Here is a 13,171-nt window from a genome sequence, read left to right as displayed (position 1 = left end):
GGTCGGGTTCCACATGGCGCTTCCATTCTGGCTTTGAACACCGTCTTGGAATCATCATCGGCCCGATCACTCAACTCAATTCTCGGACAGGCTCTAAGTGACGGTACGTCTGCTCGCTAAACAGCGGCTGGGTGGATAGCCAGGCGGTGTGGTCGTCATCGATTTCTATTCGCACCGGGTCATCGGCTGGGCGATGCAGAGCCGACAAACCATGGACGTCGTATTGCAGGCTCTGCGCACGGCGGTGTGGAGACGCAAACCGAAGGACAAGGTGCTGATTCATTCGGATCAGGGTTCGCAGTTCACCAGCATGGCCTGGGCCTCGCTCGTCAAGCACCACAAACTGGTTCACTCGATGAGCCGACGCGGCAACTGCCATGACAATGCGGTGGCCGAGAGCTTCTTCAATCTTCTGAAGCAGAAAAGGATACGTCACAGGGTCGTTCACGCGATGAAGCTCGCCAGAATGCGTTCGATTACATCGAGATGTTCTAAAACCCGAAACGCAAGCACGTCAGAAATGGAATTCTGTCGCCCATCGAGTTCGAGAAGCAGCAGAAAATCTAACCCGAGGGGGTCTACAAATCTCGGGCTATTCAATCCATCCTCATACTCACCGTGACGTTTCAAGCCCGATTATGACGAAAGAGACTTTCGGCCATCAGGTAAGAACCATTTGGCCGATTGAGGTCTCACCTAACTCAATTCTTAGCTTCCAGCCAACCGATGTCCGCCGCAGACAACTCTATCGCGAGAGCGGACAGACTGTCCTCCAACTCACCAACGGTGCGTGGTCCGATAAGCGGTATCACTGGAAATGACTGGGCAATGACATAGGCAAGCGCGATGTGGATCGGGCTGCAGCCGCGCTTTTGCGCAAGCTCGATGGCACGGTCGCGACGTTCGAAATTGCTGTCCGAATACCAGCAACGCACGATTTCCGCATCGTCCCGTTTGTCACGACCCGCCCTGTCGGTGAAAAAGCCGCGCCCCTGGCTGGACCATGCGAAATTGGGGATCTGTCGTTCGTTCAGCCAATTCTTCCACTCGGCCGTCGATGATGTCACGCAACCCGGCCAGATCGGATCGAGCATTTCCGCCAGCGCAAAGTTGTTGGAAAGCGCGGCCGGGGCCGCCTTGCCGTTCTTCTTTGCATAGTCGATTGCCGCATCCAGACGTTCGCGTGTCCAGTTGGAGCCGCCATAAATGCCGCGAATACGCCCGCGCTTCACCTCGGCATCGATGGCATCGACAAACTCACCGATCGGGATGTCCGGATTGTCGCGGTGCATGAAATAGATATCGAGATAATCCGTCTTCAACCGCTGCAGCGACTGATCGAGCTGTTTGGCAATGATATCCGGATAGCAGAGCGGTGAATGCGCACCCTTGCCGATCAGCACGATCTCTTCACGCGGCACATTGCGGCTGGTGTGCCAGTCGCCAAAGATGCTTTCGGTCTTGCCGGCACCGTAAACGAAAGCCGTGTCGAACAGGTTGCCGCCCGCCTCGTAAAAGGCGTCCAAGGTCAGGGAGGCCGATGCGAAATTCGGGAAAAACTCGAAACCGAGCGCCACGACCGAAGCCGGCTTGGCAAGGCCCGGTATCTGCCGTTTCGGCACGCTGTTTCCGGCGACGACGGATGCGCCGGCAATGTTTTTCGTGCGTTGCGCCGCTTTCTCGACCCCATACTCCAGACCGACCGAAGCACGCCAACGATCCAGCACACGCAGATTGGCAAGCGCCTCTGCCGCATTCATGCCCGGATAGGAAAATGTCTTTTCACCGGCCCGGATCGCCGCAGTCACCGCATCGACCTCGAAGGAGTAGAGATGCCGATTTTCCGAAACCTCTTCGACTTCCCGCTCGTCGCCTCTGACAATCTCGATCCTGCCGGTGCCGCCTTTGCGCCCGCCTGCAAACCAGAAATCCTTGACCTCGATACGACCCTTGGAGCCGATGATGCGCAGCGTATTGTCCTGGTTCGCCATGATCGAGCATGAGACTTCGGCCACGATGCCGTTTTCGAATTTCAGGACGGCGGATGCCCATTCGTCAACGCCCGACTGGCCAAGATGCGCGGCACCGGCAACGCTTACCGGTTCGGCATAAGATATGCCGCTGACGGCGCCGGCCAGAAGCCGCACCATCGACACCGGATAACCGCCGACATCCAGAATGCCGCCGCCGGCAAGATCGTTGGAGAACAGCCGGTGTTCGGGCCGGAAACCACCCATGTCGAAACCGAAGCTGGAGCGGATCAACCTGACGTCACCAATGACGCCCTGTTTCACCAGTTCGACAAGCCGCGCCGTCTGCGGGTGGAAGAGGTACATATAGGCTTCGCCGATGAACACTCCGGCTTTTTTCGCTTCATAAAAGATCACGTCGGCATCGAAGGCGGAAAGCGCGATCGGCTTTTCGACCAGCACATGTTTGCCCGCCCGCACGGCCTTGATCGCCCATTCGGCATGGCCCGTATGCGGTGTGGCGATATAGACCGCATCGATATCGGGATCGGCAAGCAGGGCTTCGTAACCGTGCACGATCCGTGCGCCGGGAAAACCATCGCCCAATCCCGGCTTGTCAGGATTGCGGCTGGCGATCGCCGCGAGCGTGCCGGTGGAGGACCCGGCAATGCCTTCGGCAAAGGTTTTTGCGATCGTGCCGGGACCGATAATACCCCAGCGGATTTTTTTCTCTGCACTCATGGCATGTCCTTTTCAGTCAGTCTTGGGAGATGAAACGAAAGATGTCAGCGAAGGCGACGGCCTTCGGCGTCGAACAGGAAACAGCGTTTTGCCGGCAGACCGACGGTGAGCTGTTGCTGATCGGCAGCATGGCGGGATTCCGGCTGTTCGATAATCAGGGGTTCACCGGAAACGGCGGCATAGGCATAGCTGGTATGGCCGAGATGTTCGGCGACATCGACATCCACCGTCAGATCAGCGTCTCCGGCACCGGCATCGACAAAATGTTCGGGACGGATGCCCAGAATGACGGAGGAGCCGATATCGGGACGACTGGAGATCGGCATCTTCAGCCTGACGCCCGGATCGGCAGCCAGCGCCACCGTGACACCATCCGATGTGGCAGCCTCGATCTTCGCCTTCAAAAAATTCATTTTTGGCGAGCCCACAAAACCGGCAACGAACTGGTTGGCCGGATCGTCATAAAGATCGAGCGGCGCGCCGACCTGTTCGATGCGCCCCGAGCGCAGCACGACAATCTTGTCGGCCAGCGTCATCGCCTCGGTCTGGTCGTGGGTGACGTAGATCATCGTCGTGCCGAGCTGCTTGTGCAGTTTTGAAATCTCCACCCGCATCTGCACCCGCAGCTCAGCGTCGAGGTTGGAGAGCGGTTCGTCGAACAGAAACACCTGCGGTTCGCGCACGATGGCGCGGCCGATGGCAACACGCTGGCGCTGACCGCCGGACAGCTGGCCGGGACGGCGATCCATCAGCTCGTTGATCTGCAGAATATCGGCGGCATGCGCCACGCGGCGTTCGGTATCGGCCTTCGGGTTGCCGTTCATCGTCAGGCCGAAGGACAGATTCTTGCGCACCGTCATGTGCGGATAAAGCGCGTAGGACTGGAACACCATGGCGATATGGCGATCGGCCGGATCGGCATCGTTGACGACAGTGCCGTCAATGGCGATCTCGCCGCCTGAAATATCCTCCAGTCCGGCAATCATGCGCAAAAGGGTGGACTTGCCGCAGCCGGAAGGGCCGACGAATACGACGAATTCACCGTCTTTGATTTCCAGATCGGCGCCATGGATGACCTGCAAGGCACCGAAACGCTTGATGACATTTTTGAGGGTGAGCCCGGCCATGAAGCCTCCGATTATTTTACGGCGCCGGCGGTGATGCCGGAAATGAAATGACGCTGAAGGAAAATGAAGACGAAGAGGATCGGCGCAGTTAGCAGCACCGCCCCCGCCATGATGCCGCCCCAGGAGACCTTGGTGAGACCGATCAGCGTGCCGAGTGCCACCGGCGCGGTCATCATGCCCGGCCGCGAATTGATCAGCAGCGGCCAGAGATAATTGTTCCAGGATGCGAGGAAGAGGATGATCGACAGCGCCGCCATGGTCGGCCGCGCCAAGGGCAGCGCGATGTGCAGAAAGATGCGCCATTCCTTGACGCCCTCGACCCGCGCCGCATCGAACAGTTCCGACGGCATCATGGAAAATGCCTGCCGCATGAACAGCACGCCGAGCGAATTGAACAGCGGTGGCACGATCAGCGCCACCCAGGTATTGGCGAGCCTGAACTCGCGCGCCACCATGATGAACTGTGGGATGACGACGACCGCAAAGGGCAGCGTGATCGTGCCGAGAATGATGGCGATGACGACGGAGCGCCCGGCGAACCGGTACCGTGCCAAGGCCCAGCCGGCCATCGAGGTCAGCATCACCGACAGGATGGTGTAGATGACGGCGACGGTGATGGAGATGAACATCGCCCGCAGAAAATCCGTATCGGCCTGCAGGTTCTTGAAATTTTCGATGAACTGCGTCGATGGCACGAGAACGATATCGGGGCTGAAAATGCCGTAATCCGACATGGTCGAGAACACGAACATCATCCACAGCGGAAACAGCCAGATGATGGCGAGCGGTGTGAGTGCCGCATGTAGCACCACCCGGCGTATCAGCAGCGAGCGGGATTTCGATCTCATTTCGCCTCCCTCCCGAAAAACAGGTTGAGCAGCGAAATGGCGACGGCCAAGCCTGCGATCGTATAGGCAATTGCCGAGGCGTAACCGAAATTGAGCGAGGTAAAGCCCTGCCGGTACAGCAGCAGGCCTAGCGTTTCGGTTGCCCCACCCGGCCCGCCACGATTGGTGATGAGGAATGGTTCGGCGAACAGCTGCATCGTGCCGATGACGGACAAAACGATGCAGAACAGGATGATGGGTTTCAGGAGCGGCAGGGTGATGTGAAAGAACTGCTGAACCTTGCCGACACGGTCGAGTGTTGCCGCCTCATAAACATCGCCGGGAATGGATTGCAGCCCGGCGAGGATGATGATGGCATTGTAACCGGCCCAGCGCCAGGTGACGGCCATGATCAGCAGCGCCATCGCCGCCGTGCCATTGTCGAACCATGAGATGGGCGAAAGCCCAACCGTACCGATGATCTTGTTGATGATGCCGAAATCGGCGCTGAACATCAGCCGGAACACGGCGGCATAAGCCACCTCACCCACCACGACCGGCGCGAAAAAGGCGAAACGATACAGCGGCCGCGCCTTCAGCAGCGGCGAATTCAGCAGCACCGCCATGACGGTGGCGAGCGCGATCATCACCGGCACCTGAATGACGAGAATGATCAGCGTGTTGTAAAGCGCGTTGTAAAAAGCCGGATCACCGACCAGCCGCCCCCAGTTCATAGAGGGTGCGAACCGCCACGGATTGACGCGGGTATTCTGGAACGAGATCAAAAACGAGCTGATGATCGGCCACAGCCAGAAACTGGCGAAAATCAGCAAATAGGGGGCCAGGAACGCATAAGCGATCCTGTTGTGCACACGCATTGCTTCCTCCGGTCATCGTCGGCGGGGAGTTTTGGGCCGGACAGCGGACCGCCCGGCCCGATTGCTCATTCCGCGATGGGAAGGCCGGTGGCCGTTTCGATCTGCTTGGCGGCATCGTCGAGTGCCGTCTTGGCATCCGGGTAACCGTTGGCGAAAAATTTCGCCTGCACCGCCTTGTAGACACCATCCGCATCCGCCTGGAATGCAGTCCCGCGCGCCGGCTTGATCTTGGGCAGGGTGGAAAGGATATCCGCCCACACCGCCTGATCACCCCAATAGGGCTGCTTTTCCTTGACGAACGGATCATCGATCGCCGACAAAAGCGACGGCACGAGGCCGAAAGATTTCAGCATCGACACCTGGCCTTCATTGGTGGTCAGCGCGTATTCCACGAACTTGAAGGCAGCTTCCTTGTTCTTCGAGTTTTCGCTGATGGCGAGCGAAGAGCCGCCGAGATTGGCGGCGTGCGGCCCGTCGGCCGTCAGGCTCGGCATCGGATAGACGCCCCATTTGCCCGCAAGATCCGGCGAGCCGGAGCGAATTGTGCCTTCATACCAGGCGCCGAAAACCTGGCTGGCTGTGCGGCCGGCGGTGTTGGCCTGGATCTTTTCGTCCCAGATGGCGGCGGTGATGATGCCGGCATCCTTCATCTGCTTGATCTTGTCGAGCGTGGCGACGCAGGCGGGCTGATTGATGGTGATCGATTGACCATCGGTCGAAAAGTAACCGCAACCCTGCTCGTTGGAAAGCATGCGGAACCACTCGCTGTCGCCGTTGAAATCGGCCTGCGCCATCACCGTGCCGGGGTTGGCCGCCATGACTTTCTTGCCGGCGCTCAGGAAATCATCCCAGGTCTTGATCGTTGCCGGATCGACGCCTGCCTTCTCATAGAAATCACGGCGATAGAAGACTGCGACCGGGCCGGAATCCCAGGGCATGGAATAGGCAGCACCATCCACTTCCAGTTCGGTGCGCTTGAATTCGGGGAAAAGCGCCTGCATTTCCGGCGTGTAGCCGAGCGCCGTCAGGTCGGTGAAACAATCCGGAAAACGGTTCCAGAACAGTTCCGCCTCAAAATTCTCGATTGTGACGATATCCGGCAGCCCGTCACCACCGGCAGCACAGGCGGCCAGCGACTTGTCAAAAACCTGATCGTTGCCAAGATCCTGCACCGTCACCTTGATGTCGGGGTATTTCTTGTTGAACCCATCAAGAGTGGACTTCAATGCCGAGGCGGCAACGTTCCAGCTCCAGATGGTAATTTCAGTCGATTGCGCGGCTGCGGGCCCGGTTGCCAAAAGAGCAAACGATACCGTCGCGCCAAGAAACCTGTAGCGCATTGAAAACCTCCCTTTTCAATTGCTGTTCCTCCACGAACATGAGCAGATTAGCGATCGGCAAAACTCTGTCTCGTACAAAGGGAACACGGACCTGTCGGAAAGTAAGATCGAGGAAAAGGCTTTTTACCAGCCGGGTGCAAGCAGCATCGAGGGCATGCCGACAACGCTGCAATTTTTCCACGGACATCCACGCGTGATGCTGCGGCCGCACTGGCACGCGCAGATCGAGGTCAACTATATCATGCGCGGGCATGTGCATTACCGCATGGGCGGGCATGATCTGACACTGTCGGCCGGGCAAATCTGCCTGTTCTGGGGCGGACAGCCGCACCGGATGGACGAATCCTCACGCGATTCCATCTATGCCGGCGCACATCTGCCGCTCGTGCATTTTTTCCGCATGCGCCTGCCAGCCAGCGTCTCCGCCATGCTGATGGGCGGCGCGACGATGCTGACTTCACAGACCGACGCGGCCGACCGCGAAAATTTTCCGCGCTGGTTCCGCTACGTGACATCGGGTGAAGAGATGAAGGCGCAGCATGCGGTGGAGGAACTGCTTCTGCGCGTCGAACGGATTTTTATGGAGCCCTATGAGACGATCTCATCCGGCAAGACGCACTCTTCCTCGATGGAGACCGGTGCGCCCTCGCCCGCCGTCGTAAAGATGTGCGACTTCATTGCCGCCAATTTTCTGGAAGAACTGGATGCGACCGACATTGCCGAGGCGGCAAGACTGCATCCCAAATACGCAATGAACCTGTTTCGCAAATCGACCGGCATGACGCTGATCAAATATCTGACGCTGCTCAGGCTTTCGCATGCGCAGGCGAAACTGATGCATAGCGGCGACAGCATTCTGCAGGTGGCGATGGACAGCGGTTTCGGGTCGGTCAGCGCCTTCAATAAGGCGTTTCGCTCCACCGCCGGCATGCCACCATCGGATTTCCGCCGCGACACACGTGCCGCGGCGGTTTGAGACGAGCCGGTTGGGTCAGCTCGCCTTTGCCTGGCGGACTGGTACGCTCTGCGTCCATTCCGGCAGCCAGTCGCGATGCGCCGTCAGAAGGTCCTCGGTCAGCGACCAGATCTGGTCGAGATCGAGTTCGGCGGCGGTATGCGGGTCCATCATCGCCGCGTGGAAAATGTGCTCGCGGTTTTCCGTCATCAGTGCCTGAACCGTCAGTTCCTGCACGTTGATATTGGTGCGCATCAGCGCCGTCAGCTGTGGCGGCAGGTCGCCGACAAAGGTCGGCTGGATGCCGTTGTGATCGACAAGGCAAGCCACTTCGGCGGCGCAATTGAAGGGAAGCGAGGTGATGCAGCCATTGTTGCGCTGATTGCCGTAGATGACCGAAGGTTCGCCGGTCCAGACCGAGTTGATGATCGAGGAGGCATATTCCTTGGACTGCTTGACTTCGATCTTTTCGGCCGAGCGATAGGCATCCGCCTGATTTTTCCATTTGTCGATCTGCTCGATGCAGCGCTTTGGATATTCATCGAGCGGAATGCCGAATTTTTCGATCAGGTCCTCGCGGCCTTCCTTGATGAAATAGGGCGTGTATTCAGCAAAATGCTCCGAGCTTTCGGTGACAAAATACCCGAGCCTCGTCAGCATTTCATACCGCACCTTGTTGGGGCATCGCGGGTTCCATGTGGGTTTCGGCGCCCTGCCCTCGCGGTAACCGCGCAGCAGATCCGGATAGAGGTTGCGATATGAACCGTCCTTCTGGCGATGCTCGAATTCGAGATAAAACGCCATGTGGTTGATGCCAGCCGAGCGATAGCGGATTTCCTCGTAAGGAATACCAAGATCATGGGCGAGTTCCATCGCCGTGCCCTGCACCGAGTGGCAAAGGCCAACCTGACGGATGGTCGGATATTTTTCCGCGATCGCCCATGTATTGATCGCCATCGGGTTCACATATTGCAGCATGATCGCATTCGGGCAGACGGCGAGCATGTCCTCACAAATCTTCCACAGATGCGGCACGGTGCGAAGCCCGCGCATGATGCCGCCGACACCGAGCGTATCGGCGATTGTCTGGCGCAGGCCGTATTTTTTCGGCAGTTCGAAATCGGTCACCGTGCAGGGTTCGTACCCGCCGATCTGGAAGGCGACGACGACGAATTCGGCATTGGCCAGTGCCTTGCGCTGATCGTTGAACGTCTCCGCCGTCGCCTTCACCCCAAGCGTCGAGATCAGCTTGTTGACGACGATGGCGCTTTCTTCCAGCCGCTGCGGATTGATATCCATCAGCGCGATATGTGCCTCGGAAAGGGCCGGCCGCTGCAACACGTCGCCGATGATGTTTTTCATGAACACCGTCGAACCGGCGCCGATGAATGTGATTTTGGGATGTCCTGCCATATGTTCCTCCGATATCAGGCGATTTCGAAAGCGGCCTTCACGAGCCGCTGGGTGTATTCCGTTTTGGGTTTGGAAAGGACGTCTTCGACCGGCCCCTCCTCGACGATGCGGCCGTTCTGCATGACGATGACGCGGTGGCAGAGTGCGCGCACCACTTTCAGGTCATGGCTGATGAACAGGTAGCTGAGGCCGCGCTCATCCTGCAGTTTTCGCAGCAGCTCGATGATCTGCGCCTGCACCGACAGGTCGAGCGCCGAGGTGGGCTCATCGAGCAGGATGAATTCCGGCTCCAACGCCACGGCACGGGCAATGGCGATACGCTGCCTCTGACCGCCGGAAAATTCGTGCGGGAAGCGCGACAGGATATTGGTCGGCATGCCGGCAGCATCAAGCGCATCACGCACGCGTGCCAGCCGTTCTGCCTTGTTCCTGCCGAGCCCGTTGACGACAAGGCCTTCATCGATGATCTGGCCGATCGTCATGCGCGGGTTGAGGGACGAAAACGGGTCCTGAAAAACGACCTGCATTTTCGCCCGCAGCGGCCGCATCTGGGCACGGGAGTGGGCGTCGATCCGCTCACCAGCAAAGGTGATTTCGGCGGCACTCGGCTGGTTCAACCGCAGCAGAGACTGGCCGAATGTGGTCTTGCCCGAGCCTGATTCACCGACAATACCCAGTGTTTCATGCCGGCGAAGCGTGAGGCCGAGACCATCGACGGCCACCAGTTCGCGCAGGTCCGGTTTGAAGATGCCGCCATGGCGCATCATGAACGACACCCGCACGCCATTCGCCGAGAGCAGCACACCCGCATCCGCCGGCAGCGGCCCGGCGCTGCCATGCGGCTCCGAGGCCAGCAGCTTTTTCGTATAGGGATGGCGCGGATCGGCAAAGATACGCTCGGTCGTGTTGTGCTCGCGCATTTCCCCGTGCTGCATCACATAAACATAGTCCGAAAACTTCTTCACGATCGTGAGGTCGTGGGTGATCAGCACCACCGCCATGCCGCGCTGTGTCTGCAGGTAACGGATAAGGTTGAGGATTTGCGCCTGCACCGTGACGTCGAGCGCCGTCGTCGGTTCGTCGGCGATCAGCACGTCGGGGTCATTCGAGAGCGCCATGGCGATCATCACGCGCTGGCGTTGGCCGCCCGAAAGCTGATGCGGATATTGTTTCAGCCGCGCTTCCGGTTCGGGGATCTGCACCTGCTTCAGGAGATCGAGCGCCTTCGCCTCGGCATCCTTCCGGTTGACCCTGTTATGCGCGCGGATCGCCTCGACGATCTGGCTGCCCACCGTATAAAGCGGATTGAGCGAACTCATCGGCTCCTGAAAGATCATCGAGATGCGGTTGCCGCGCAAGGCGCGCCGGGCACGCGGCGAAAATTTCAGGATATTGTCGCCGTTGAAGCCGACCGTCGCCTTCGGCGAGATGGTTGCGCGTTTCGAGAGCAGCCCCATCACGGTGCGTGCCGTCACCGACTTGCCGGAACCGGATTCCCCCACGATGGCGATGGTTTCGCCACGATAGAGCTGGAAGGAAATATCCTTCACCGCCTCTACCGCGCCGTGCTCCACCTTGAAGGTAACGCCGACATTGCGGGCATCGATGATCGGTGTTCCCTTCTGCGCATCATGATCGAAACGGTCGGAAGGTGCGTAATTGTTGACGATTGCGAGAGCCATGTTCTGTCCTCTCCTCAATAGGGATCCACGGCATCGCGCAGACCGTCACCCAGCGCATTGAACGCAAAGACGGTGATTAGCACGAAGCCGACGGGGGCGAGGATCCACGGATAGGACCCGATGACGGAATAGGTGGAGGTGTCCTGCAGCATCAGGCCCCAGGAGATCAGCGGCGGTTTGACCGCGAAACCGAGGAAGCCGAGGAAGGATTCCAGCAGTACCACGCTCGGGATATGCAGCGTGACCGAAACGATCACATGGCTCATCACATTGGGCAGGATATGCTGGAAGATGATGCGGCGATCGGTGGCGCCGACGGCAATGGCTGCGCGGACATAATCGATGCGGGACAGAGCCATCGACTTGCCGCGCACCTCGCGTGACATCTGCGCCCAGCCCAGCGCCGACATGACCACGACAACGAATGTCAGGAACACATGGGTTGGCGCCGTGACCGGGATCAGCGAGGTGAGCGCCAGGTAAAGCGGCAATTGCGGAAAGGCCAGCACGACCTCGACGAAACGCTGGATCCAGGTATCGGCGACACCGCCGAAATAACCGGAGACAAGCCCGACCGTCGTGCCGATCACCGTGACGATGAAAACCACACTCAGCGCGATGGCGAGGGAAATGCGTGAACCATGGATGGCCCGCGACAGTACATCGCGACCAAACTTGTCGGTGCCAAGAAAATGCACCGGCTGGCCATCGGTGGCGCCGAAGAAATGGCGGTCCATCGGGATCAGGCCAAACAGATTGTATTCCGCGCCCTTGACGAAGAAGCCGAGATAAAGCGGGTTGTCATAATCCGGCCCGACGATCGGCTGGAAGGTGACGGGATCGAGCTCCTCCGTTTCAGCCGTGGCATAAACCCGGGGAAAAATGCTGAAGGCACCTTCCTTGTCCGCGAAACTGATGGCCTGCGGCGGCGAAAAACTCGCATGGGTTTCCATCGGGTCCATCGGCGCAAAAAAGTTGGCGAAGATGGCGGTGAGGAACAGTAGGGCGACAAGCGCCAGCCCGATCATGCCGGTGACGGAGCGGCGGAAACGTCGCCAGACCAGCGCGACATAACTTTCATTCGCCTGCTGCGGCTCGGCGACGGGTGTGATCATCTTGGTGGTGGTTTGATCGATGGCGGTCATCTCACGCCCTCCCGAATTCGCGAACGCGTGGGTCGAGCAAGGCGAGCAGCATGTCGGCGATGATATTGCCGATGATCAGCGTTGCCGCGAGCACCATCATGAAGGTTGCGGTGACATAAACGTCACCCACCGCCATGGAACCGACGATGGCGGGACCGACAGTCGGCAGCGAGAAGATGATGGCAGTCTCGATTTCACCCGACAGCATGTAGGGAAGAACCACGCCCTGATACATGACGAGCGGATGCACGGCATTGGGCACCGCATGGCGCATGATGACAGCGCCTTCCGACAGTCCCTTGGCACGCGCCGTCTCGACATACTGGGCGTTCAGCGTGTCGAGCAGATTGCCGCGCATGACGCGCATATTGTAGGCCAGCCCGCCGAACACGGCGATGGCCACGACCGGCCAGACATGGCTGACGAGATCCACGAACTTGGCCCAGGACCACGGCGCACCGCCATATTGCGGCGAGAAGAAACTGCCGATCTCCGACACATCGTAATGGAAAACCATGAAATAGACGAGCACCAGCGCCATCAGGAAGCGCGGGATGGTCATGCCAAGAAAGGAGACGACCGACAGGACATTGTCGATCCAGGAATATTGGCGGGTTGCCGCCCAGATGCCGAAACCGATGCCGAACAGCGATGCGAGAATATGGCAGACGACAGCCAGGGCCAGAGTGCGCGGCAGGCGTTCACCCACCACTTCTGCGACCGGCTTGTTGTAATAGAAGCTGTAGCCGAAATCGCCGCGCGTCACGATCCCGCTGATCCAGTTGAAATACTGCACCACCATCGGCTGATCGAGACCATGCTCGATACGATAGGCCTGTGCCTGCGCTTGCGCCTGCTCGAAGGATGCGCCGCCCTGGTTCATCAGCTGCGAGCGGATGTAATCGGCATAATCACCGGGTGGGGCCTGGATGATGGCAAAAGTCACCACGCTCAGGATGAGCAGCACCGGGATGGCGGAGCCTATGCGGGTCAACAGAAATCTCAGCATTTCCGTCTCTCTCCTTTCAGCGGGCGCGCAATAAGCGCCCGGATTATCGTCCTCTCCGGCCGCGCTTCACGCGCGACCGGGACT

At 59.0% G+C, this 13,171-nt stretch carries 10 protein-coding genes and 1 pseudogene; 2 read left to right on the top strand and 9 right to left on the bottom strand.

The window, feature by feature from the left end; translation table 11 throughout:
- Positions 1-151: 151 nt before the first annotated feature.
- Positions 152-567 (top strand): annotated as a pseudogene (locus tag EDF70_RS22290) (DDE-type integrase/transposase/recombinase); the annotation flags it as partial.
- Positions 568-701: 134 nt separating this feature from the next.
- On the opposite strand, the gene EDF70_RS22285 reads toward EDF70_RS22290, so the two are convergent.
- From EDF70_RS22285 to EDF70_RS22265, 5 genes are all read right to left on the bottom strand, one after another.
- Positions 702-2,711: an aldo/keto reductase gene (locus EDF70_RS22285; RefSeq protein WP_132278031.1), complete on the bottom strand. Its 2,010-nt coding sequence runs from the start codon at positions 2,709-2,711 to the stop codon at positions 702-704.
- Positions 2,712-2,755: 44 nt separating this feature from the next.
- The gene (gene ugpC / locus EDF70_RS22280) at positions 2,756-3,838 is read right to left on the bottom strand and encodes a sn-glycerol-3-phosphate ABC transporter ATP-binding protein UgpC (protein ID WP_132278029.1); all 1,083 of its coding nucleotides are present in this window, start codon (positions 3,836-3,838) and stop codon (positions 2,756-2,758) included.
- 11 nt (positions 3,839-3,849) lie between these two features.
- The gene (locus tag EDF70_RS22275; protein WP_132278027.1) at positions 3,850-4,686 is read right to left on the bottom strand and encodes a carbohydrate ABC transporter permease; all 837 of its coding nucleotides are present in this window, start codon (positions 4,684-4,686) and stop codon (positions 3,850-3,852) included.
- Entirely contained in the window at positions 4,683-5,543 is an 861-nt protein-coding gene (locus EDF70_RS22270) for a sugar ABC transporter permease (protein ID WP_132278025.1), read from the bottom strand. The genes EDF70_RS22275 and EDF70_RS22270 overlap by 4 nt, the downstream gene beginning before the upstream one ends.
- A 65-nt stretch (positions 5,544-5,608) precedes the next feature.
- Positions 5,609-6,883, bottom strand: a complete 1,275-nt coding sequence (locus EDF70_RS22265) for an ABC transporter substrate-binding protein (RefSeq protein ID WP_132278023.1) — start codon at positions 6,881-6,883, stop codon at positions 5,609-5,611.
- 91 nt (positions 6,884-6,974) lie between these two features.
- Here EDF70_RS22265 and EDF70_RS22260 point away from each other — a divergent pair, with 91 nt between their 5' ends.
- On the top strand, positions 6,975-7,859 hold the full coding sequence (locus EDF70_RS22260) for a helix-turn-helix domain-containing protein (RefSeq protein ID WP_165932099.1): 885 nt from the start codon (positions 6,975-6,977) through the stop codon (positions 7,857-7,859).
- A gap of 15 nt (positions 7,860-7,874) precedes the next feature.
- On the opposite strand, the gene EDF70_RS22255 is transcribed toward EDF70_RS22260, so the two are convergent.
- The 4 genes from EDF70_RS22255 to EDF70_RS22240 are packed head-to-tail and all read right to left on the bottom strand — an operon-like array spanning position 7,875 to position 13,087.
- A complete protein-coding gene (locus EDF70_RS22255) occupies positions 7,875-9,251 on the bottom strand; it encodes an alpha-glucosidase/alpha-galactosidase (protein WP_132278019.1) in 1,377 nt (458 codons plus the stop codon).
- Between the two features lie 14 nt (positions 9,252-9,265).
- Positions 9,266-10,933 carry an ABC transporter ATP-binding protein gene (locus EDF70_RS22250; RefSeq protein ID WP_132278017.1) on the bottom strand — a complete coding sequence of 556 codons (1,668 nt, stop codon included), beginning with the start codon at positions 10,931-10,933 and terminating at the stop codon, positions 9,266-9,268.
- Positions 10,934-10,947: 14 nt separating this feature from the next.
- Complete coding sequence (locus EDF70_RS22245; RefSeq protein ID WP_132278015.1) at positions 10,948-12,078, bottom strand: ABC transporter permease; 1,131 nt, start codon at positions 12,076-12,078, stop codon at positions 10,948-10,950.
- 1 nt (position 12,079) lies between these two features.
- Positions 12,080-13,087: an ABC transporter permease gene (locus tag EDF70_RS22240; RefSeq protein ID WP_132278013.1), complete on the bottom strand. Its 1,008-nt coding sequence runs from the start codon at positions 13,085-13,087 to the stop codon at positions 12,080-12,082.
- Positions 13,088-13,171: the final 84 nt, after the last annotated feature.

The organism is Neorhizobium sp. JUb45 (genome assembly GCF_004343585.1).
Taxonomy (GTDB): domain Bacteria; phylum Pseudomonadota; class Alphaproteobacteria; order Rhizobiales; family Rhizobiaceae; genus Neorhizobium.
This window is presented reverse-complemented; position numbering and strand designations above follow the sequence as displayed.

Bases quoted from the DNA above. Each gene is read 5' to 3' on its own strand.
- EDF70_RS22265 (WP_132278023.1), bottom strand. From the start codon at position 6,883: ATGCGCTACAGGTTTCTTGGCGCGACGGTATCGTTTGCTCTTTTGGCA.
- EDF70_RS22275 (WP_132278027.1), bottom strand. From the start codon at position 4,686: ATGAGATCGAAATCCCGCTCGCTGCTGATACGCCGGGTGGTGCTACAT.
- EDF70_RS22255 (WP_132278019.1), bottom strand. From the start codon at position 9,251: ATGGCAGGACATCCCAAAATCACATTCATCGGCGCCGGTTCGACGGTG.
- EDF70_RS22245 (WP_132278015.1), bottom strand. From the start codon at position 12,078: ATGACCGCCATCGATCAAACCACCACCAAGATGATCACACCCGTCGCC.
- EDF70_RS22285 (WP_132278031.1), bottom strand. From the start codon at position 2,711: ATGAGTGCAGAGAAAAAAATCCGCTGGGGTATTATCGGTCCCGGCACG.
- EDF70_RS22240 (WP_132278013.1), bottom strand. From the start codon at position 13,087: ATGCTGAGATTTCTGTTGACCCGCATAGGCTCCGCCATCCCGGTGCTG.
- ugpC (WP_132278029.1), bottom strand. From the start codon at position 3,838: ATGGCCGGGCTCACCCTCAAAAATGTCATCAAGCGTTTCGGTGCCTTG.
- EDF70_RS22270 (WP_132278025.1), bottom strand. From the start codon at position 5,543: ATGCGTGTGCACAACAGGATCGCTTATGCGTTCCTGGCCCCCTATTTG.
- EDF70_RS22250 (WP_132278017.1), bottom strand. From the start codon at position 10,933: ATGGCTCTCGCAATCGTCAACAATTACGCACCTTCCGACCGTTTCGAT.